The sequence below is a fragment of the Flavobacterium sp. genome (assembly GCF_046155325.1).
Taxonomy (GTDB): Bacteria; Bacteroidota; Bacteroidia; order Flavobacteriales; family Flavobacteriaceae; genus Flavobacterium.
On the sequence record NZ_JBJXDQ010000007.1, the window covers coordinates 12,261 to 35,681 of the forward strand.

At 29.9% G+C, this 23,421-nt stretch carries 16 protein-coding genes; 11 read left to right on the plus strand and 5 right to left on the minus strand.

Annotation, left to right across the window (positions count from 1 at the left end; translation table 11 throughout):
* Positions 1–57 precede the first annotated feature (57 nt).
* A complete protein-coding gene (locus ACKVOD_RS00735) occupies positions 58–4,485 on the minus strand; it encodes a translocation/assembly module TamB domain-containing protein (protein WP_409207568.1) in 4,428 nt (1,475 codons plus the stop codon).
* 195 nt (positions 4,486–4,680) lie between these two features.
* On the opposite strand from ACKVOD_RS00735, the gene tsaD reads away from it, so the two are divergent.
* From tsaD to ACKVOD_RS00770, 7 genes are all read left to right on the plus strand, one after another.
* A complete protein-coding gene (gene tsaD, locus ACKVOD_RS00740; protein WP_409207569.1) occupies positions 4,681–5,703 on the plus strand; it encodes a tRNA (adenosine(37)-N6)-threonylcarbamoyltransferase complex transferase subunit TsaD in 1,023 nt (340 codons plus the stop codon).
* Between the two features lie 3 nt (positions 5,704–5,706).
* Positions 5,707–6,414, plus strand: coding sequence for a 16S rRNA (uracil(1498)-N(3))-methyltransferase (locus ACKVOD_RS00745; protein WP_409207570.1), 708 nt, complete (start codon positions 5,707–5,709; stop codon positions 6,412–6,414).
* 5 nt (positions 6,415–6,419) lie between these two features.
* Positions 6,420–7,058, plus strand: a complete 639-nt coding sequence (locus ACKVOD_RS00750; RefSeq protein WP_409207571.1) for a DUF4159 domain-containing protein — start codon at positions 6,420–6,422, stop codon at positions 7,056–7,058.
* A 91-nt stretch (positions 7,059–7,149) separates the two neighbouring features.
* The gene (locus ACKVOD_RS00755) at positions 7,150–8,130 is read left to right on the plus strand and encodes a zinc metalloprotease (protein WP_409207572.1); all 981 of its coding nucleotides are present in this window, start codon (positions 7,150–7,152) and stop codon (positions 8,128–8,130) included.
* A gap of 78 nt (positions 8,131–8,208) precedes the next feature.
* Positions 8,209–9,300, plus strand: coding sequence for an AI-2E family transporter (locus ACKVOD_RS00760; RefSeq protein WP_409207573.1), 1,092 nt, complete (start codon positions 8,209–8,211; stop codon positions 9,298–9,300).
* Between the two features lie 2 nt (positions 9,301–9,302).
* Positions 9,303–10,481 (plus strand): THUMP-like domain-containing protein, encoded by a 1,179-nt coding sequence (locus tag ACKVOD_RS00765; RefSeq protein WP_409207574.1) that lies wholly within the window; start codon positions 9,303–9,305, stop codon positions 10,479–10,481.
* Positions 10,482–10,487: 6 nt separating this feature from the next.
* Complete coding sequence (locus tag ACKVOD_RS00770) at positions 10,488–11,054, plus strand: hypothetical protein (RefSeq protein WP_409207575.1); 567 nt, start codon at positions 10,488–10,490, stop codon at positions 11,052–11,054.
* 1 nt (position 11,055) lies between these two features.
* Here the strand turns inward: ACKVOD_RS00770 and ACKVOD_RS00775 are convergent, their stop codons facing one another.
* From ACKVOD_RS00775 to ACKVOD_RS00790, 4 genes are all read right to left on the minus strand, one after another.
* Positions 11,056–11,634 carry a M15 family metallopeptidase gene (locus tag ACKVOD_RS00775; protein WP_409207576.1) on the minus strand — a complete coding sequence of 193 codons (579 nt, stop codon included), beginning with the start codon at positions 11,632–11,634 and terminating at the stop codon, positions 11,056–11,058.
* A gap of 98 nt (positions 11,635–11,732) precedes the next feature.
* Positions 11,733–15,533 (minus strand): T9SS type A sorting domain-containing protein, encoded by a 3,801-nt coding sequence (locus ACKVOD_RS00780; RefSeq protein ID WP_409207577.1) that lies wholly within the window; start codon positions 15,531–15,533, stop codon positions 11,733–11,735.
* A gap of 60 nt (positions 15,534–15,593) precedes the next feature.
* Positions 15,594–17,822, minus strand: a complete 2,229-nt coding sequence (locus ACKVOD_RS00785; RefSeq protein ID WP_409207578.1) for a T9SS type A sorting domain-containing protein — start codon at positions 17,820–17,822, stop codon at positions 15,594–15,596.
* 43 nt (positions 17,823–17,865) lie between these two features.
* On the minus strand, positions 17,866–18,558 hold the full coding sequence (locus ACKVOD_RS00790) for a fibrobacter succinogenes major paralogous domain-containing protein (protein ID WP_409207579.1): 693 nt from the start codon (positions 18,556–18,558) through the stop codon (positions 17,866–17,868).
* 196 nt (positions 18,559–18,754) lie between these two features.
* Between ACKVOD_RS00790 and trmD the strand changes: the two genes are divergently transcribed.
* The 4 genes from trmD to ACKVOD_RS00810 all read left to right on the plus strand — a co-directional run.
* Positions 18,755–19,429 (plus strand): tRNA (guanosine(37)-N1)-methyltransferase TrmD, encoded by a 675-nt coding sequence (gene trmD / locus ACKVOD_RS00795; RefSeq protein ID WP_409207580.1) that lies wholly within the window; start codon positions 18,755–18,757, stop codon positions 19,427–19,429.
* A gap of 236 nt (positions 19,430–19,665) precedes the next feature.
* Entirely contained in the window at positions 19,666–20,016 is a 351-nt protein-coding gene (gene rplS / locus ACKVOD_RS00800; RefSeq protein ID WP_409207581.1) for a 50S ribosomal protein L19, read from the plus strand.
* 280 nt (positions 20,017–20,296) lie between these two features.
* Positions 20,297–22,519, plus strand: a complete 2,223-nt coding sequence (locus tag ACKVOD_RS00805) for an NADP-dependent isocitrate dehydrogenase (protein ID WP_409207582.1) — start codon at positions 20,297–20,299, stop codon at positions 22,517–22,519.
* A 133-nt stretch (positions 22,520–22,652) separates the two neighbouring features.
* Positions 22,653–23,421 (plus strand): carboxypeptidase-like regulatory domain-containing protein (locus ACKVOD_RS00810; protein ID WP_409207583.1); only part of this gene is annotated, 769 nt, incomplete at its 3' end.

Genomic DNA, 23,421 nt, shown 5'->3' on the forward strand with positions numbered 1-23,421 from the left:
ACAATTAATATTTCAAAAAATATTCAATTTAATCTTTTATTTTAGGGTGATTTAAAATTATTCTTCGGGAATAATTCCTTCTTTATTTAGTATTGGTAATATTATTTTGGGTTTTGACGATTTTGAATTTAAATTTTCGAAATTAATGTCATTTAAACCTTTATCTTTTAATCCTGATTTAATTTTAGTATCAGATTTAATTTTATTGAATACCTTATTTACTAAATCATTTAAATTATCAAAATCTATTTCATAAGAAAGACCTAAACCCTGAGTATAAACTATACCCTGACCTATATAATTAATATCATTTTCTCGATTAAACATTTTTAAATTTAAAGTTCCATCTTGATTTACCCTATATTGAATTTCAACGTCACCTATGATTCCTGTTTCGTTAATTCCGCCAAAAGGAACTCCAACTTTACCGTTAAAAGTAATTCTTTCATTAATTCTTGAAGAAATATTAGCAACAAATCTTCCATCAGATTCTTTACCAATTCTTCTATCAGCAGAAATAACATTAAAATCTACCTTGAACTTGTCATTATTCGTTTTAATTATTCCACCTAACAATCCTGTTGCAGTTTCAAAAATACTTCTTGAAAAATCGGATTGCGTCACACCTTCTGAACTTAGAAACCCTCCTGCAGACAATAAATATAGTGCCTGTGTTTGTCTAACATCTTTGTCATTCAATTTATATTGAATTTCTGATTTTAAAACACTGCTGATGGTTGGAAATTCAAAATTAAAGTCGGGCTCTGGACTCGCTAAGTCTCCTCTTACGCCAATAATCAATTCAACTGGAACTTTTTTATTTAAAGATGAATTTTCTAATAACAATGCTGGGTTAGCACTTGTTTTATATACTGCCTCTAAATTGAGTCTAGCTTTCAAAGGATCACCTTCCCATGATATGTACCCCCCTTTTTTAACGTCAAATTTCCTATCTATAATCCCACCATATTTAAAATTATAGGAACCTTCGTATGCCTGAAAATCACCCCACATATTAAATTTACCTAGAGTGTTAATTTTAAATAATAAAGTTCCACTACCTCTCCCTTTCATTCCGTGTCCAGATACTCTGTCTAAAATTACCTCTACTTCAGCATTAGGTGTAATATCAAGATCAAATTCAAGTTCGAGTCCCATGTAATTGTTGTTTTTTTCGACTATCCCTTTTTTTAAATTATACTTTTCTTTAGGACTTAAAAAATGAATAAAATTGTTTTCACTAATATTTTCAACATCATTTATAGGAATTTTCAATGAAGATCCTTTTTCTGATTTGGCATCAACTTTTATAAATAACTCATTTGTTGGCCCCTTAATAGTAGCATTTCCGTCTATAAAAGCCGTTCCATAATAAGCAGCATCTTCATGATCAATAGTGTTTAAAACTAGTAATCGCTTTGAACTAATATTTAAATCTAATTTCCAATCAGAAAAAACATTATGCTGAATATTACCATTAAGAACTCCTATAGTGACATACTTTGAATCAGTAAGTATATTTTTTCTAAATATAAATTTTTCACTAGTTATATCCACAATTGATTTATCTTTTAACTCATAATCAACATTCAAATATGGGATGGTTAAGCCTCCTTTTTCTAAATAAAGTCGTCCATTAATATCAGGTTTATTTATATTTCCACCGATTGAAGCATTTCCAGATACAAAGCCTCTTATGTTTGAAATCACATCACCTCCTAGTGAACTAAGAACGCCTAAATTAAAATTGTCTAATTTTAAATTTAAATCCAAAACAGTACTGTTATTAACAATTTCAAAATTTCCAGTAGCGTTTAAAGGTTTTAAATTATCATTTTTTATAGTAGCATTTAGACTGAATTTCTTAAAACTTTCATCACCAAAAATATCAAAATTTAAATCCCCTAGTGGTGTTTTATTAATATCTAAATGATCAATTAAAATCGATGCAGTAGGTCGAAAAACAGCACCATCTTGTTTGAAATTTACAAGTGCGTTTATATTACCATTAAAAACAAATTTAGGATTAGTAGGTGTTATTTGATTTAAATCAACGTTTTTAAGACTTACTTTTAAATCTTTAAATTTTGGTCCTTTAACATCACCTTTAAAAATAATTTCTTGATTATTATGTGTTAAAATGATGTCATTAAAATTAAAATTTTGCAGGGATTTATCAAAAACAATTTGATTTTTTTGATTTTCATTTTCATTTAAAAACCATAAGTAATCTTTAAACTTCACTTCAGATTTACTAATACCAATTACGTTTTTATTTTCTTTATTTATGGTATGAAATAAATTTAGATTATAATAATCCTGTCCTTTTTTGCCACCTTTGAACTCAGACCTAAAAAACAAAGTGTCTTTCATAGTAACATTAATTAAGCTAAAGTCTCTAATTTTATAATACTTGGTTTTAATACTATCCATTTCAACATAAGCATTGTAAAGCGGGTTTTTATTATCGATTTTAACTTTAATATTATCAAAAACGTTTGCAAAAGCAGTAATTTGAGGAGAATTAAAATCGAGCTTAAATTCTTGAATATTTGAATTAATATTACCCTTAACCATCGTATTTGAACCAATATTAATTTCAGGAAAAAACAATTCAATTATCTTGTTGTAAATAACAAAGTCAAATTTTAAAAATTGGTCTTTATTTACCTTCAAAGGCTTATAATTTGCATACAAACTACCTAGTGAATTGGTAACCAATTTTTTTAATTCACTAAATTTATATTTACCAATAATAATTCCCTCAACTACATCTGGAGAATTAACGTTAATTGATCTTACTTGATTTTGATCAAAACTAGAATTAATGTTTAAATCATCAAAAATATAAGTTCTTTTTTGGTTTTGGTAAACCGTATTATTAATATAAACTTTCCCAACAATGTTCTCTATTGAATTTCCCGAAGCTTGAACTACAATATCACCTTTTAAAATAGATGTTGAATCTTTTATAAATTTTAATTTATTTAAATCCGCATTTTTAACATTTACATGAAAATCATATTTGTTTTCTTTGGCACTCAAGTCAATTAAGCCCTCAAAATCTAAATTCAAATTTGGGTCATTTATAGAAATTTGACCTTTATAAAGTGGTAATTTAAAATCACCATTTAACTTAATATTTGAATAATTATAATCGTTATAGTTGATTTGATTTATATTTCCTGCAATAGATGTATTCAAATATTTTTTTGAAAATCCTACACCATCAATATCAATGTCCACCGTTGCTTTTTTCACATCTGTTCTTTCAAAAAAAGCACCTAAATCAAAATTATCTAAAATCAAATTACCTTTATAAGAAGCTTTATCTATAAAGTCAATACCTTTAATATCTAATTTAGATTTAATATTACCTAAATCAGTTTTAATATTCAAATTGGCAATAATGGTGTTTGCTGTTGTTTGTGAATCACCAAAAAGGTCAAAAACACCAAGTTTTTTAATGTTTTGGGGTAGTTTTTTGCCTAAAACATTTGGAAGTAAAGTGACCAAATTTTGATAGCTAGAAGAGAACTTATCAAATTTAATATTCATGTAAAACCTTTGATCTGCTTTGCCAAAACTATTTTTCAAATTGATTCTACCTTTTAAATAAGTGTTTTTTGAATCAGTTAACTTTAAATTTGAAAAAGTCAAATCATTTAATGTTCCTTTAAGAATGGCTTGAGTAATAAATGTAAGATGTTTACCTATTCCTTTGTAAAAACAATGTATATCATTTGAACTAATTGTAGACGAATGTAGTTGAATATCAAAATTTACTTTATCATTAAAATTCTTAAAATCTTCAATTTTATAATTCAAAACAACTTCAGCGCTAATCTTTGAATCAATTGTTTTCAAATTGAGTTTGTCAAGGCGTATTTGTTTTTTTGTATAACTAAACTCAGAACTTAAATTTTCAACAAAAATTCCTCGATGATCCTTAAAAGACATTTTTTCAATAACTGTATTTACATCAGGTCCATAAATCATAAATTTGCTTAAAGAAATACTAAGCTTAGTAAAATCGACATCTTTAGGTATTATTCTGTTTTGGTCGGTCAAAATAAAATGTCCATTACTAATGGTTGCTTTATTTGCCGTCATCAAAAAATGTTTTGTAGTTGGTTTTCCAGAATCGAATGAATTTATCAAAACGTCAAGATTGGTATGCTGTTCTTTTCTGTAGGTTTTTAAATTAAAATACAAACCATCTAAAAAAATTTTTCCAAAAATCAAATCTCCATCAAGCAATTTTTTGGCGTCTAAAACATTAGTTTTAATTCTATTTGCATAAATCAAAGTGTCCTTATGATGATCTAAAATCAATACTTTTTTTAGTTTAACTCCCCCAAAAACAGTCAAAGAAACTTCATCAATAGCTATATTAACTCCAAAATCTTCATTGATACTTTTTACAAATTTTTCAGCAATTTTAGTTTGTATTGTAGGTAATGTTAATGCTATTCCAAGCGCCAATATTAGTAGTGAAAGTACTAGAATGGAATAGAATATTATTTTTTTGATTTTTTTGATATTAAAAAATTGTTGTTAATTATAAATCCATTTGAATCAATCAACTCGTTTTTTATAGCTAAAAATTATCTAATTTTGGCCTCGATAATTGATGTTCATTTAAGATTGTCAAATATAATTCAAAAATTACGCCTTTTTATGCAAAATTCCGAGGTTTTTATTCTTGCAATTGAAAGTTCTTGTGACGATACTGCTGCTGCAGTATTGCATAACGACAAAGTCTTGTCAAATATTGTTGCAAACCAATTGATTCATCAACAATATGGCGGTGTAGTTCCAGAATTAGCTTCACGTGCACATCAACAAAATATAATACCAGTAGTCGATGCTGCTCTAAAAAAAGCAAATATTCATAAAAAACAATTATCAGCTATAGCATTTACTCAAGGTCCTGGTTTAATGGGCTCGCTTTTAGTGGGAAGTTCGTTTGCCAAATCATTGTCGATAGCCTTGCAAATTCCTTTAATTGCCGTAAATCATATGCAAGCCCATATATTGGCGCATTTCATAACCGAGGAAGGATTTGACAAACCAACATTTCCGTTTCTAGCCTTAACCATTTCTGGTGGACATACACAAATCGTGAAAGTAAATGATTTCTTTGATATGAAAATTATAGGAGAAACAACCGATGATGCTGTTGGTGAAGCTTTTGATAAAAGTGCCAAAATATTAGGACTGCCCTACCCTGGAGGTCCATTAGTTGACAAATATGCCCAACTTGGAAATCAAAAAGCCTTTGCTTTTACAAAACCAAAAGTTCCTGGATTAGACTTTAGTTTTTCAGGTTTGAAAACAGCTATTTTATATTTTATTCAAAAGAAAAAGTTAGAAAACCCAAATTTTATTGATGAAAATTTAAACGATATTTGTGCATCAATTCAAGCAACTATAATTGAGATTTTAATGGATAAATTAAAACTAGCCGTCAAAGAAACTGGAATTAATCAAATAGCAATTGGCGGAGGGGTATCAGCTAATTCTGGAATTCGTAAAACCTTATTTGAAGCTGAACAAAAATACGGATGGAAAACCTATATTCCAAAATTTGAATACACAACAGATAATGCTGCGATGATAGGAATTGTAGGTTATCAAAAGTTTTTATCCCGAAATTTAGAAACTTCTGCTGTAGTTTCAAAAGCACGAATTCAATTCTAAACCATGCAATTATTTTATAATCCAAACATAAACGAAGCTACAGAATCTTTTTCTTTTGATAAAGAAGAAAGCAAACATATAATTAAAGTATTACGTAAAAAAGATACTGATATTTTATATGTAACCAATGGATTAGGAAATTTATTTAAAACTGAAATTACCTTAGCTTCAGACAATAAATGTGCTGTAAAAATTCTTTCGGTTGAAAAATCAAAAACACCAAAATCTCATTTGCATTTGGCTGTTGCTCCCACAAAAATGAACGACAGATATGAGTGGTTTTTAGAAAAAGCCACTGAAATTGGTATTCATGAGATCACACCTATTATCTGTGATCGATCTGAACGTAAAGTAGTTAATCAAGAACGATTTGAAAAAATTTTATTGACAGCTATGAAGCAATCCAATGTGTTATTTTTACCTAAATTAAACAACGCAATTAGTTTTAAAGAATTTATTCAAAACAATAATGATGATCTACTTTTGATTGCTCACTGTGAAGAAGACGATAAAAAATCATTGAAGTCAATTTTAAAATCTAATACAAACACCACCATTCTTATTGGACCTGAAGGAGATTTTTCAGATAAAGAAATAACATTTGCTTTAGAAAACAACTTCATCCCAGTATCCATAGGAGCAACCAGGTTACGAACTGAAACTGCTGCAATAGTTGCATGCCATAGTGTGGTTTTTATAAATGAAGATTAATCAACATGAAAAAGATATATGTGCTTTTGCTTTTTATAAGCTATTCTTCATTTTCACAAGAAGTTGCCATATTAAAATATAATGGTGGTGGAGATTGGTATGCAAACCCAACTTCTCTGCCTAATTTGATAAAATATTGCAACGCAAACATCAATACCAAAATAAAAGCCAAACCTGCAACTGTAGAACCTAACAGTCCAGATTTGTTTTCCTATCCCTTTGTTCATATGACCGGACACGGCAACGTGGTTTTTAGCGATGCTGATGTCAGTAATCTAAAGAATTATTTGACTTCGGGAGGTTTTCTTCACATTGATGACAATTACGGAATGGATCAATATATTAGAAAGGAAATCAAAAAACTTTTTCCAAATAATGAATTAATTGAAATACCATCGAGCCATCCCATTTTTCAAAAGCCATTTGTATTTGCTAACGGATTGCCAAAAATTCATCAACATGATGGAAAAAGGCCTCAGGCTTTTGGAGTTTTTATTGATAATCAAATTGTTTTACTTTATACTTTCGAATGTGATTTAGGAGACGGTTGGGAAGATGCTGAAGTGCACAATGACCCATTAGAAATTCGAGAAAAAGCATTAAAAATGGGAGCTAATATTATTAATTATATTTTTAATAATTAACCAAAAGTTAAATTTCATTGATTAAATCATTAATATTAAAGAAATTTATATTTAATTTATTTATATTTGGTTATTAAAATTTAAAAAAAATATGAAAAAGATATTATTATTTCCAGTTTTAACCTTAATTATGTTTTCTTGTCAAAATGATTTATCAGAAACAGAATCTAAATCAATCGAAACAATTACAAAACGTAATTGTGCATCACAGGATGTACTTAATGAGCAAATGATAGCTGACCCAACGTTAGCTATACGAATGAATGAAATTGAAGCATTTACTCAAAAAAATCAATTCTCAATTAGTAGTAGTAGATTAGTTGCTGGGAAAATTGTAATTCCACTAGTTGTAAATGTACTTTATCGAACTACTGCTGAAAATATATCTGATGCTCAAATTCAAACACAAATTGATGTATTAAACAAAGATTTTACTGCGCAAAATACAGATATTAGTTCCGTTCCTTCTATTTTCACAGGAGTAACTGCTGGATCATCAGTTAATGGAATTGATATTACTTTTGAGCTTGTTAAAATTAATAGAAAATCAACTACCAAAACGTCTTGGGGAACAAGAGATGCAATGAAAAAAACAAAGCAAGGAGGCTTAGATCCTACATCTCCAACCTCAAATCTAAACCTTTGGATTTGTACCATTGGCGGAGGAATTTTAGGATATGCACAATTTCCAGGTGGTTCTTCTTCAACTGATGGAGTTGTTTGTGATTCAAAATATTTTGGGGTTACTAGCAATACATCTGTTGCTTATCCGTATAATCTTGGAAGAACAGCAACACATGAAGTAGGACATTGGATGAATTTACGTCATATATGGGGTGATACAACTTGTGGTAGCGATTTAGTTTCTGATACGCCAACACATAATGCTTCAAATTTTGGAGTTCCAGTTTATCCACACTTAAGCACTTGTACAGGTACTCCAATAGAAATGACTATGAACTATATGGATTATACTGACGATAGAGGAATGTATATGTTTACTTTAGGTCAAAAAACAAGAATGGCTGCATTATTTGTTTCTGGTGGAATAAGATCTGGATTCAGAAATTAAATCAATCTAAATATATTATAGTAAACTCGCTACATTCTAGCGAGTTTTTTTTATCTTTATACTTTAAAAAAAATAAAAATGATAACATCAAAAATCATAGCCAATGGAATTTTAAAAGCAATAGTTTTTTTGATTTTAGCTGGTTTAATACTTTATTTTTTATATCTAATCCAGTCGGTTATAATCTATCTTGTTGTGGCCCTGATTCTTACTTTAATAGGAAGTCCAATACTTGATTTCTTTAGAAAAAGACTAAAATTCAAACATACGTTAGCAACAATTGCGACACTTTTCATTTTCATCCTTTTTATTGCTGGTTTTGTCTTGATGTTCATCCCATTAATTTCTTCTCAAGGAGAGAATTTATCTCTTCTAAATACATCTGAAATTGAAAAAGATATAAATCAGTTGATAAACCAAACTTCTGCTTTTTTAGAAAGTCATAATATTGACTCCGAGCAAATGTTGAAAGAAGCTAATATTTCGTCTAAAATAAATTTTAATTTTATTCCGAATTTCTTAAATATGTTATTGGGAACTATTAGTAGTTTCGGAATTGGATTGGCTTCGGTATTATTTATTACTTTTTTCTTCCTTAAAGACCGACTACTTTTTATCGCTGGAGCCAAAAAAATGATTCCAAGCGGTCAAGAGGATAAAACTATACATTCGATACACAAAATAAATCATCTTCTTTCCCGCTATTTTATTGGGTTACTGCTTCAATTATTTATTGTATTCGTTTTATATGCAATTGTCTTATTAATTTTTGGTATTCCAAATCTGATAATAATTGCTTTTTTATGTGCCATTTTGAATATTGTGCCTTACATAGGACCATTAATTGCTTCGGTTTTAGCAGCAATTTTAACGATGTTAAGCAACTTAGGAAATGATTTTCAATCCGAAATTTTGCCCACCACTATCTATGTTTTGATAGGGTTTTGGATTGTACAAGTACTTGATAACAACATTTCGTCACCCATCATTTTTTCTAAAAGTGTCAGTTCGCACCCATTGGAAATATTTCTAGTTATCTTGATTGCAGGGTTTCTTTCCGGAATTTTAGGAATGATTATTGCCGTTCCTCTATATACTATTTTTAAAGTAATAGGGAAAGAATTTTTTCCTGAAAATGCGGTAATCAAACTGCTTACTAAAGACATTTAATTTTGGATTTAAACCTATTAAATCTTAAAATACAAGGTTTTATCAATGATAACATTGACAAAAACACAGCGAAATTAGCTTTGCAAAAAAATCCTTTTCCTGAAGTCGAGTGGATTTCAATCTTGAATCAAATAGAGGCCAAAACCAAATCAAAGTCAAAATTACCCAATTGGTTTTTAACCAAAAACATTATTTACCCAAGTAAAATATCTATCGAACAAACCTCTTCCGAAAAAACAGCTTTTTATAAAGCTGGAATTGTTTCGTGCGAAAATCTCATTGATTTAACTGGAGGTTTTGGGGTTGATGATTACTATTTTGCAAAAAAAATAAAATCAGTAACACATTGCGAAATAAACCCAGAACTATCCAACATTGTGAAACATAATTTTCAACAATTGGATGTAAAAAACATCTCGTGTCATATTGGAGACAGTATAGAAACTTTGACTACTCTAAACACAAAATGGAGTTGGATTTATATTGACCCTTCCAGAAGAAACGATGCTAAAGGCAAAGTTTTTATGCTTCAAGATTGTTTGCCCAATGTTCCTGAACATCTTGATTTGTTGTATAAATATTCGGATTCCATTCTTATAAAAACAGCGCCATTACTTGATATCTCGGCAGGATTATCCGAATTGAAAAACGTCAAATTCATTCATATAGTTGCAGTTGAAAACGAAGTGAAAGAATTGTTGTGGGAAATCCATAAGGGGTATACCGGAAAAATAAATATAAAAACCGTCAATATTTTAAAGGAAACAATGGATTTTTTTGAATTTGTTTTGGACGATTTTACTGGAATTCCAAAGTTTAGTTTACCCCAAAAGTATTTGTACGAACCCAACAGCGCCATAATGAAATCGGGAGGTTTTGATGAAGTGGGAACTTTTTACAACCTAAATAAACTGCATAAACATTCACATTTATACACCAATGCAACGCCAGTGACTTTTCCGGGAAGGATTTTTGAAATTGAAAATACATTTCCTTATCATAAAAATGGAATGAAAGCGCATCTGGAAAATCAGCAGCTAAACATTACCACAAGAAATTTTCCAGACACGGTTGCAAGTATTCGAAAAAAATGGAAAATAAAAGAAGGCGGAAATCGATATTGTTTTTTCACAACCGTTGAAAATAACAATAGAATTGTTTTAATTTGCAAAAAAATATAAAAACAAATGAAAAAAATCATATACCTCTCTTTATTGATATTAACTACATGTATTTATTCCCAAAAACCATGTGAGTTTACTTCTAATGTTAAAGATTCTATTGGTACCTATAAATCAACAACTGATTATTTAGTTTATGAGAGTAATTTTGCTGACAAATCAAACTATATTTTTTTAGTATTAGAATCAACTAATGGTTCTCCAACTTTAAATTTCAATTTCATTCGAAAAAGTAAGGAATTTGTTAATGCCAAATGTTTTGATAAAAATTCAAAATTATTTTTTCAATTAAATAATGGTAAAATAATAACTTTACTAGCTTTAGATAAAGAAAGTTGCGGAAACTTGATTCGTGATGATAAAGGGTATGATAATAGAGTATTAATTGGAACTTTTATGTTTATCAAAGGAACATTCGAAGAATTGAAAAGTTCGGGGGTAAACATGATGAGGGTAAGATATATTAGTGAAACGGAAGACTATATAATAAAAAAAGAAATACTATCTGAATTAAATGGTAATCAATACCAACCAGAATCCTTCTTTATGAATTATTTACATTGTATCGAATAATTTAGTCACATTTCCATTTAGTGTTTGAAATATTATCGTTTAAGGCTGGTTTGAAATTATAATGCCACCATTCTGATTCAAAATAATTAAATCCATTTTTTACCATAATTTTTTTTAATAATTTTCTGTTACTTTTAATTTCTTCAGATAAATTTTTAAAATTATGACTGGCTTCAATACCAAAATAATCAAAATTTGTCCCCATGTCAATATTTTTTCCTGTTGTGTCAATTAAAGTAATATCTACTGCTCCTCCTCTATTGTGAATAGAGCCTTTTCTTGGATCCGCAACATAGGATGGATTTGGAACAATTTCCCACATTTTTTTTTGAATATCTAAAGGCCTGTAACAATCGAAAATCTTTATTTTATATCCTTTTTTTATAAAATCTTTATTAGCCAAAATCAGGGCTTTTACGGTTTTTAATCTTAAAAAGCAGGCCTGACAATCATATACTTTTGCTTTTAAAAAATTATCTGTAGTTGCATATTTCATATCATAGATAAAATCTTTGCTGTAATTTTTAAGATCTACAAAGCTTGTATCGTTTACATTTTTAAGATTTTTTGAAACGGACATTCTATCCTGAGATTTACAAGAAAGGGTGTGAAATAGAATACTGATACAGAATAATAGCCTAAAAATAATCATACAATTGAAAAATTAAAATTTAGCATTTACAATTTAATTCCTTTTACGAGTGTATTATGATCTTCTGAAATTATTTTTGCAAAATAAATTCCTGATGGTAAAAAATTAACATCAATGGCAACTTGTTTACTATCCGAATTTGTTTTAAGAACAGATTGACCTAATACATTAAATAGTTCAATAGAAGTGATTTTATTTGAATATTCAACTATAAAAGAATTATTAAAAGGATTTGGAAACAATTTTATTTCAGGTGTTTTGTATTCATTAAAACCAAGGCTATCCGTTACGGTTACAGCAAGTGGAGAAATACTAAAACACCCATTTACAAATTGCATAGCATAATAAGTATTGCCAAGTATTAACTGGCTTGAAGAATTCAAAACATTGGAATTTGTCAATGCGTTAGATATTGTAGAATACCATTTAATATTAGATCCTGTGACATTTAAATTACTAACTAATACTGGAAAATTAAAATTAAATATTTGAATTGAGTCTCCTATTGGTGTAGGTGTTGAATTTACAACAATATCCATTGTAATAGATGATGCACAAGTATTTGAAGAAGGTTTAAACGTATATGTTTTTGTTTCTAAGTTATTAATAACGGGAGACCAATTTCCAATAATATAATTGATTGATGTTGTTGGTAAATTAGATAATATAGCACCATTACAAATTGGAGCAATTTGATTAAAAACGGGAATTATATTAGTATTAACAGAGGCTTGAAAAACAGGACTATAGGAAACAGAACATTTTCCGCTTGTATTTTTCACTCTAAACCATGTGTTTTGAATTAAATTATATGCAGTAAAAATTAAACTGTTTTCTCCTTCAATATCTATAAAACCATCGATACTTGATGTGGTCGAATATTGCCATTGTATATCACCTACAGAACCTGTGCCATAAGTAAGTATTTCGTTATCCCCAAAACAAATAGTCGATGCTCCTGAAATAGTTTTAGAAACTGGTAATAAATTGACAAAAATAGCAACTGGTTCTGTAATTTGGGATAAGCAAATTCCATTTGATAAAACTGCTCTAAAATAAGTTGTTGTATTCAAAACTGAAGCAGTGTAGGAAGCCAAAGTAGCAGATGTTATATTAGAATAAGTCCCCGTTAAAGATGAAGCTTTTTGCCATTGAATTGTACCAACATAATCATTCAAACTCAAAATTGTTGAGTTAGTAGTTATACATACATTTACGTTCCCGCCCGAAATATAACCAGTAATAGGAATTGGATTTACTATAACTTCAACAGCTTGACTAAATACAAAAGAACATTTTCCGCTTGTATTTTTCACTCTAAACCATGTGTTTTGAATTAAATTATATGCAGTAAAAATTAAACTGTTTTCTCCTTCAATATCTATAAAACCATCGATACTTGATGTAGTCGAATATTGCCATTGTATATCACCTACAGAACCTATGCCATAAGTAAGTATTTCGTTATCCCCAAAACAAATAGTCGATGCTCCTGAAATAGTTTTAGAAACTGGTAATAAATTGACAAAAATAGCAACTGGTTCTGTAATTTGGGGTAAGCAAATTCCATTTGATAAAACTGCTCTAAAATAAGTTGTTGTATTCAAAACTGAAGCAGTGTAGGAATCCAAAGTAGCAGATGTTATATTAGAATAAGTCCCCGTTAAAGATGAAGCTTTTTGCCACTGTATAGCTCCTGAGTAATTATTTAAACTTAATATTGTTGAGTTAGTTGATTTACAAACATTCACATTACCCCCTGTTATATACCCCGAAACTGGCTGTAAAACTACAACAACTTGAATTACAGGGCTATAAACATCGGGGCATACCCCATTAGAATTCATAACTCTGTACCATGTGTTTTGAATTAAATTATTTGCTGAATATGTTAATCCATTTTCTTCATCAATATCAATAAAATTTTCTTGATTAGATACCGTTGAATACTGCCATTGTATGAAGCCAACTGAATTTGATCCATAAGTCAAAATTTTACTGCCATCAGAACAAATTGTAGATGCACCTGTAATTAATTTAGAAACAGGAACCGAATCAACAGTTAATGCAACTTCATTTGAAGTGAATTCACCCAATATTCCATAGTTTGCTACTACTCGATACAATGTTTCTGAAGCTGGTAAAGTCGCAGTTTTTTTTATTTCCAATATAGGTGAATTATAATTCAAATAAATTGTAGAAGCGTTTAAAGTTGTAATTTCTGTCCAATCGCCATTAGGTATTTTAAATAACCACCTGTAAGTTGCATCTGTGTTTGGTTTAAAAACATATATATTTGCAGTTGATCCTAAAACATTACAAATAGAGGTGTTTTCAATTATTGGATAATTAGAATTATCCCCACCATTGTATGAATAATTTTTGATTGGAAAATTACGAAAACATATTAATTCTAAATCAGAAGAATTTGTAATTGTATATCCAATATTAGAATTATATCCAACAAATGAAATATTAGCTATAGGCCCTGGATCTCCAGAGAGTGTGAAAAGAATTTTGTTTTCTACTAAATTAACATTTGTTATTACTACACTTTGAGAATTTTTAAGTTCAAAATCCTGTTTTAGACGAGTAAGCATTATTGCTTGATCTGTTGATGAAAACTTAAGTTGTTTAGCATCGGTTTCCAAAACTAAAACATTTGGCTGAATAAACTCAGCACTTTTAATCATTGGAGATTTAATTTCTTCTGTAAATGACTTATCATATAAATCTTGTAATACTAATTTATATAATCTTTTGGCAAATTCTTCATATCCATTAAAAAATGGAAAATGACAACTATCGCTGTGAAGTAAAAGCGATGTTGTCGAAATAATATCAATTTTATCACTTTCAGATGCCAATTGTCTTTGGGCCTCTTTTACATTCATTTTTCCCTCATATGTTTTACCATTACAAATCATATCCTTAGTTTGAAAAATATAAAATTTTTCAATATTAGGATAATCCTTTAAATAAGAATCCTGAATTGACTTGAATGCTGATTTGTAATTCTGTATAGAAATATAGTTAGTTCCAGAATTTGCCTCTCCTTGAGACCAAAAAAATGCCCTAACACTATTTTCAAGACCTGTTTTTTTTAGCCTATAATATAATCTTCCATAATTTGAATTTTGTGAAGTCTTATAGTCTTGTGGCGCTTTAAAAAATGTAATTACTTGTGCTCCATTTGCACCATTAAAAATTGCAATTGGAATCCCTAAGTTATCCACTAATAATCTAGCTAATTTTAAACCCCATTGTCCAGAATTTCCATTTGAAGTTGTAACAACATCTCCATCAGCAATATACCAAGCATCATTAGCTAAAAGCGAATTCACATATGGTGTTCCATTAGCATAAACACGTATGAAGTCACTTTTATAAGCATTTGCACTACCAAACATTTTTGAGGCTACTGCATTAGATTGTCCTTGAATGATATATGTATCACCTGCAACAACATTGGAAATAGTTTTATCTAATACGTATAAATTATTTGAAGATTTATAACCATAAATTTTAAAAGAGAAATTCGCTAATTCTGCTTTAATTGAAATATTAAATGCAAACAAAGCTTTTGAATCAATATAGGTCAATGATTGAACTACTGTATTGAATAATACATCATTCCTATAAATTTCAGTTTTTAAAGATTCATATTCAGTTGATAAGTTAACTTCTCCTTCTATATTTACATTACCTAAATTTGTCGTTTTATCTCTAGCAACTAATTGTAAATCTAATGGTATTTTAGTATAGGTAATTTGTCCAAAAAAAAAGAAATAAAAATGCAATAAGAATATTGTAAAAAGATATTTCATTTGATTTTTAGCACTAATTTGAGTGGTTTTTTTAAAGCATACAAATATATGTTATTCAAATTAATTTTTAATTATTTTGAGAAATTTCTCTTGTTGACCTTGTTTAATTGTAACAGAATAAACTCCTGGTGAAAAACTTGACCCAATTTTTTTTGTGTTAATTTCTGTAGATTTAATTTCTTGGATTTCAATTGTTCTTCCTAATAAGTCATAGATTTTTAATTCAATAGGATCAGCATTAAACGTACTTAAATTAATGTTGAATTCTTTATTAAAAGGATTTGGAAACAGATTTACTTTAAAATCAGTATTAACATTAACTATTACAGGTTCCGAAACTACTTTAGTACATTCATTCGAAACTATTACTCTAAAATATGAAGAATCTGTTAATCCAGCAACTCGATATGTATAGGACGATGAGTCAGGTATATCTATAAATGTATCTGTTAATAAATTTGCTTTCTGCCATTGTATATAACCTCTATAATTTTTCAAAGTCAATTGGGTAGAACTTGAATTTTTTGAAACTATAGTATTACCTCCTTCTATAAATCCTGAAACTGGAGGAAGATTAATATCAACTCTAACGACAGGACTAGGCTTAGGATCACATACTCCATTAGTATTTAAAACCCTATACCATGTAGTTTCTTGAATATCTTCAGTAAGATAAATTTCTGGTATATTTCCATTATCATAAACGTCTTCAAAACCAGTGGTACCAGAAGTTGTTGATGACTGCCACTGTATATCTCCTATAGAACCTGAGCCGTAAACTAAAACTTTACTTCCTCCAATACAAGTTGGGGTAGCTCCAGAAATAGATTTAACTACTGGTAAAGCATCTACTGAAATTTTAACATAATCTGTACTTACACTTGGACATACACCACTAGTCAATACCGATTTAAAATAAGTAGTCTCAGTTAATGATGATGCAGTATAACTACTTTTTATAGCAGAAGTTATATTTGAAAATGTTCCTGGTGAGCCGGAAGCATCAACTGCTTTTTGCCATTGAATATTTCCAACAGAATTATATAAAATTAAAGGTGTAGAATTTGAAGAAAAACATACATTATCAACCACCCCATCTATATAACCAGCTTCTGATATTTCATTTACAGTTACCTGAACAGGTGTACTGAAGCTAGGACTACAATCACCACTTGTATTCATAACTCTAAACCAAGTTGTTTCTTCTAATTTTTTTTCGGAATAAATTAAAAAACTAGTTGGATCACTGTCTACATCTATAAAATCATCCGCAGTACTTGAAGTTGTTGAAGATTGCCATTGAATTATTCCTACTGAACCTGTTCCGTAATTGAGAGTAATATCACTACCTGTACATAAAGTCTTAGCCCCTAATATACTTTTTGAAACAGAAGTTGGATCAACATTAATATAAACGGGTATTGACGCTACCGAAGGACAAACACCATTCTTAACTATCGTTCTAAAGTAAGTATTAGCTGCTAAAGCGTTTGCTCTATAAATATCTGAAGTCGAATAATTTATTGAAGTATAAAGTCCATCAATAGTTGTTGAACTTTGCCAAGCTACACTACCTTCGTAATTATACAAAGTTAATTCTGAAGAATTTAATGTTTTACATACAGTAATATTTCCGCCATCAATATCGCCCGCGACAGGTAAAGTATTGGCAGTTACTTCGACGGCTGGACTATAAACTGAATTACACCCTCTACTTGTATTCATCACTCTAAACCAAGTTGTTTCCTGAATATTTTTTGAATTGAGGGTAGTTCCATTTTCAAAATCTATATCATTAAAATTTAAAGTAGATGATGTTGTAGATGATTGCCATTGAATAACTCCTATTGAACCTGAGCCATATGTTAATGTTTTATCACCTCCTATGCAAACGGGAGAGGCTCCAGATATTGTTTTTGCAATGGATAATGGATTTACAATCAAGACAGATTCGTTTGAAGTAAGAGGAGTTGAACTAATTGTAGCAATCACACGATATTTTGTCAATGTAGCTGGAAATCCATTTGATCTTGTTATACTTAAAACTGAAGTAGAAAATCCTTCATATATAGAACCAGCATTTGTATTTGTAATTGTAGTCCATACTACATTGGTTGGAGCCATAAACTGCCATATATATGTAGCCGTTGTCTGTGGATTATTTACGCTAATACTTTGATTAAGTGTACTCCCTGTGCAAAAATTAACATCTTCAATTATAGGGGCTTGAGAAAAACAATTTATAGTAAAAATAAAAAACACAAAAAACATTAATTTTATTGATTTCATAGAGGATAACTTATATAATACTAAATCTTAACACTTATATTTTTCAATCTTTAATGAATCGAACAGAAAATCCATAATTCTTATCATCATAACTACGACAGGCGTAAGGTGAATTATAGCCTAGACTTCTGTTCCATGCGGTCAATACATTAATTGAAGTAGAAGTCCACCAGTAACCAAACTCACCAGCAAAATAAAAACCACCTTTTTTAATACACATTCCACCAGGAAGACCTGTAAAAAGACTACTGTTTGTAACATCAGTATCAGTATCAATCCAATAATTTGTTCCACTTTCTTTCATTTTACTTCCCGCATTAGAACCCAAACTATTAATCATTGTTGTCCACTCAGCATCTGTTGGTATATGATTACCAACAGGAGCTAATTTTTTTCTAATTGACATATCGGTTAATGAAGCAGTATCAAAAATACCTGCTACTGCATACCAATTATATAATTTTCCTATTTTTTTTCCATTACTAGAATCATAATCTAAATAAGACCAAGCACCTGTGGTTAATGTTGACCATTCTGATGGGTCACTCACTTCAGGAATGATTGTTCCATCGCTATATTTTGAAACATTAAGATTTTCTTTATACCATGTTTGTTTACCAATAGTTATTGAAGTATAAACATTACCATCAACATCTTTCAAAGAATCCTCTGAAGAACCTTCTTTTGAACAACCAACAATTAAAACTAATATTATTCCTAAAAATACTTTTTTCATAGTTACATTAAAAAAATTTATCAAAAATAAGAATATAAATTGATTATTTTATAAAATTTAAAAATGATTTTTTTTTATAAATAATTCATTTACAATCTCTTTAAAATTAATTTAAAACAAAATTTAAACAAAACAAAATTTCAAAATATATAGCTCCTATAAAAACTTTGTATATTTGTCAATTAGAAATAAAACTATGCGAATTGATATAATAACTGTCCTCCCAGAATTATTAAAAAGTCCATTTGAGGCTTCAATGATGAAACGTGCTATCGATAAAGGAATTGTCGAAGTGCATTTTCACAACCTGAGGAATTTTACCACAAACAAACAGAAAAGTGTAGACGATTACCCTTTTGGTGGTGGTGCTGGTATGGTAATGAATATACAACCTATTGATGACTGTATATCTCATCTAAAAAAAGAAAGAACCTATGATGAAATTATTTATATGTCACCTGATGGGGAAACTTTGAACCAAAAAATGGCAAACACGATGTCGATGTATGAAAACATCATCATTTTGTGTGGACATTATAAAGGAGTCGATCAACGGGTTCGGGATCATTTTATAACTAAGGAAATATCTATTGGTGATTATGTGTTAAGCGGAGGCGAATTAGGTGCGTTAGTTTTATGTGATTCTTTAATCCGATTAATACCAGGTGTTTTGAGTGATGAAACTTCAGCATTAACAGATAGTTTTCAAGACGGTTTATTATCAGGTCCTATTTATACAAGACCTGCTGACTATAAAGGATGGAAAGTTCCAGAAGTTTTGACTAGCGGGAATTTTGCCAAAATCGACAAATGGCGAGAGGATATGGCGTTCGAACATACTAAAAATAGACGACCGGATCTTTTAGAATAAAAAAAGTTGTCTCTGGTCAGGTTTTAGTGTTCAAATTGTTGGGCGAAATAAGTTTAGTTCTTAATTATTATTTTAATATGGTGAATTAACTGAATGCTAAAAAACTGAATGCTGAACACTTGAAAATAAAGTTTGTAAATTACCGAAAAAGATGTAAATTTGCGCCCATATTAGACCAACCTCTGGCGAAATCCGTGAATGTTGCTCTTTTTTTTAACCATAATTAAAGAAATATTATGTCCGATTTAATGAAATTCGTTCAGAACGAATTAGTTGCAAAAAAAGATTTCCCAGAATTTGGAGCCGGAGACACTATTACTGTTTTCTACGAGATTAAAGAGGGTGAAAAAACAAGAACTCAGTTTTTTAAAGGAGTTGTTATTCAAAGAAGAGGTTCTGGAAACACAGAAACTTTTACTATCCGTAAAATGTCAGGTGCAATTGGAGTAGAGCGTATCTTTCCTGTAAACTTACCAGCTTTACAAAAAGTAGAAATTAACAAGAAAGGTGCTGTTCGTAGAGCTAGAATTTTCTACTTCAGAGAACTTACTGGTAAAAAAGCTAAAATTAAAGATAAACGAAGATAGTCAAACTGTCTCTTTACAATCAAGTCCCGATATTTTTCGGGACTTTTTTTTGCTGTATTTTTTAAGAATAAAAAACTGTAAGCTCCAAAAATGAAACGATTATTTTTAATTCTATAAAAAAAGAACGTTATTTTAAATATTCCCTTTTTAGGTATTTAAATACTAATAATTTCACAATTGTTTAATCAAAAAACAAACTTAATTATGAAGTATTCCTATTTACGAAATCGTTTTTATTACATTTGTACCCCAAAATAAATTTCAAAATAATTTTTATAAAATGTCAAATAAATCGAAGATTTTTTACACGCTAACTGACGAAGCTCCATTATTAGCAACTTATTCTTTTTTGCCAATTGTTCAGGCATTTACATCAACTTCGGATATCGAAATTGAGACTAGAGATATTTCACTAACAGCAAGAATTTTAGCTAACTTCCCTTCTTATTTAAAGGAAGAGCAAAAAGTTGGTGATGCATTATTAGAACTTGGAAAATTAGCTACAACACCAGAAGCAAATATTATTAAACTACCTAATGTTTCTGCATCAGTACCACAATTAAAAGCAGCAATTACAGAATTACAAGCACATGGATATGCAGTTCCTAATTTTCCAGAAGAAGCTTCAAATGAAGAAGAAAAATTAATAAAAATACAATATTCAAAAATATTAGGTTCCGCAGTAAATCCTGTTTTACGTGAAGGCAATTCTGACCGAAGAGCTCCAAAAGCTGTCAAAAATTATGCAAAAGCAAATCCACATTCAATGGGTGCATGGTCTTCTGATTCAAAAACAAAAGTAGCTTCAATGGAAAGTGGTGACTTTTACGGAAGTGAAAAATCTTTGACTATAACCGAAGCAACTGATGTTAAAATCGAATTTGTAGCAAATGACGGATCATCTATTGTATTAAAAGCTAGTACTCAATTAAAAGTAGGTGAAATTATCGACAGCTCAGTATTGAATATTAGAGCATTAAAAATTTTTGTTGCTAACACCATTAAAGAAGCAAGAGAAAAAAACGTATTACTTTCGGTTCATTTGAAAGCGACTATGATGAAAGTTTCTGATCCCATTATTTTTGGAGCTATTGTAGAAGTTTACTTTGCAAGTGTTTTCGAAAAATACGCCTCTTTATTTGAAGAATTAAATGTTGATACTCGAAATGGTTTAGGCGATGTTTATGCAAAAATTGCTGGTCATCCTTTAGAAGCAGAAATAATTGAAGCATTAAATCAAACCATAGAAAACGGACCAGCACTAGCTATGGTAAATTCTGAAAAAGGAATTACTAATTTACAAGTTCCCTCAGATGTCATTGTGGACGCATCGATGCCTGCAATGATTCGTACTTCGGGTCAGATGTACAATAAACTAGGAAAATTACAAGATACTTTTGCTGTAATTCCAGACAGATGCTATGCTGGAGTTTATACGGCCACTATTGATTTCTGCAAAAAACATGGAGCCTTTGACCCAAAAACTATGGGAAGTGTTCCAAACGTTGGATTAATGGCGCAAAAAGCAGAAGAATACGGTTCTCACGATAAAACTTTTCAGATGAAAGCAGCTGGAAAAGTTAAAGTTGTTGATGCTAATGGAACAGTTTTGATGGAACAAATTGTTGAAGCAAAAGATATATTCAGAATGTGTCAGGCCAAAGACGCTCCAATTCAAGACTGGGTAAAACTAGCTGTAAACAGAGCGCGTTTATCGAATACTCCTGCTGTATTTTGGCTGGATGATAAAAGAGCACATGATAGAGAATTAATTAAAAAAGTAACTACTTATTTAAAAGAGTATGACACATCTGCTTTAGATATTCAAATTCTTTCACCTATTGAAGCTACTAACTTTACATTAGATAGGATTATACAAGGTCTTGATACGATATCGGTTACTGGTAATGTTTTAAGAGATTATCTTACCGATTTATTTCCGATATTAGAAGTAGGAACATCTGCAAAAATGTTATCTATTGTTCCATTGATGAATGGAGGAGGATTGTTTGAAACTGGCGCAGGTGGATCGGCTCCAAAACACGTAGAGCAATTTTCGAGAGAAGGTTATTTGCGTTGGGATTCCTTAGGAGAATTTTTAGCTCTAGGTGCTTCTTTAGAGCATTTAGGACAAACTTTAAAAAATTCGAAAGCATTAATTTTGGCGGAGACACTTGATGTGGCAACTGAGAAATTCTTAGCTAATGATAAATCTCCAGCACGTAAATTGGGAGAAATTGACAATCGTGGTTCTCATTTTTATTTGGCGATGTACTGGGCAGAAGCTCTGGCAGCTCAAACGAAAGATGCCACTTTAAAAACAATATTTTCTCCTATTGCTTTAGAACTCAATCAAAATATTGCAAAAATCAATTCTGAATTAATTGGAGCACAAGGTAATCCACAAAAAATTGGGGGACACTACCATCCAATTCCTGAATTAACAAGTGCAGCAATGCGTCCTAGTGAAACATTCAATACCATATTAGCTAAAATCGCATAATTTATTTTTTTTTATTTTTTTATTAAAGACAACTGGAAACGGTTGTCTTTTTTATTTTTTAACCAAACGTTAACAGTCGTTATGTAACAATTCCATCAGAATTTCGTCTACTTTGCAAAATTAAAATATTTTTATGAAATCAAAATCAATACTTTTTTATACTTCATTTTTATTGCTAGTTTTTAATGTGATTATCGCTCAAAAAACGGTCTCTAATGAGCAATTAAAACAAAAATTTACCTTAAGTGGCACTATTTCTGACTCAAAAACAAATGAAAGCTTAATAGGAGTTAATATTTTTATTCCAGAATTAAAAGCTGGAATAACAACAAACGAATATGGTTTTTATTCGATTACAATTCCTAAAGGAAATTATACAATACAAATTAGTTATGTAGGTTATCAAAACATTACCGAAAAGCTACTATTAGACAAGTCCAAAAAAATTGACTTTTCACTAACTCAAGATGGTCAACAATTAGAAGAAGTTATTGTTACCAGCGATAAAAAGGCTACTAATATTAGAAAGCCAGAAATGAGTGTAAATAGACTTTCAGGGTCTGCTATCAAAAAGATTCCTGTTGTTTTGGGAGAAGTAGATGTGCTGAAAGCACTACTTACTTTACCCGGAGTTACCAATGCAGGTGAAGGTCAATCGGGTTTTAATGTTCGTGGCGGTGGTGCCGATCAAAATTTAATTCTTCTTGACGAGGCTACCATTTTTAACTCTTCGCATGTTTTTGGTTTTTTCTCTGTTTTCAACCCTGATGTAGTCAAAGATTTAAAATTGTATAAAGGCGGAATTCCGGCGCGTTTTGGTGGAAGAGCTTCTTCGGTTTTAGATATTTATCAAAAAGATGGTAATAGTAATAAATTTGGAGTTAGTGGCGGTATAGGTTTAG

Coding starts and splice junctions, on each gene's coding strand:
- tsaD (WP_409207569.1), top strand. CDS start 4,681: ATGCAAAATTCCGAGGTTTTTATTCTTGCAATTGAAAGTTCTTGTGAC.
- ACKVOD_RS00745 (WP_409207570.1), top strand. CDS start 5,707: ATGCAATTATTTTATAATCCAAACATAAACGAAGCTACAGAATCTTTT.
- ACKVOD_RS00750 (WP_409207571.1), top strand. CDS start 6,420: ATGAAAAAGATATATGTGCTTTTGCTTTTTATAAGCTATTCTTCATTT.
- ACKVOD_RS00755 (WP_409207572.1), top strand. CDS start 7,150: ATGAAAAAGATATTATTATTTCCAGTTTTAACCTTAATTATGTTTTCT.
- ACKVOD_RS00760 (WP_409207573.1), top strand. CDS start 8,209: ATGATAACATCAAAAATCATAGCCAATGGAATTTTAAAAGCAATAGTT.
- ACKVOD_RS00770 (WP_409207575.1), top strand. CDS start 10,488: ATGAAAAAAATCATATACCTCTCTTTATTGATATTAACTACATGTATT.
- ACKVOD_RS00775 (WP_409207576.1), bottom strand. CDS start 11,634: ATGTCCGTTTCAAAAAATCTTAAAAATGTAAACGATACAAGCTTTGTA.
- ACKVOD_RS00780 (WP_409207577.1), bottom strand. CDS start 15,533: ATGAAATATCTTTTTACAATATTCTTATTGCATTTTTATTTCTTTTTT.
- ACKVOD_RS00785 (WP_409207578.1), bottom strand. CDS start 17,822: ATGAAATCAATAAAATTAATGTTTTTTGTGTTTTTTATTTTTACTATA.
- ACKVOD_RS00790 (WP_409207579.1), bottom strand. CDS start 18,558: ATGAAAAAAGTATTTTTAGGAATAATATTAGTTTTAATTGTTGGTTGT.
- trmD (WP_409207580.1), top strand. CDS start 18,755: ATGCGAATTGATATAATAACTGTCCTCCCAGAATTATTAAAAAGTCCA.
- rplS (WP_409207581.1), top strand. CDS start 19,666: ATGTCCGATTTAATGAAATTCGTTCAGAACGAATTAGTTGCAAAAAAA.
- ACKVOD_RS00805 (WP_409207582.1), top strand. CDS start 20,297: ATGTCAAATAAATCGAAGATTTTTTACACGCTAACTGACGAAGCTCCA.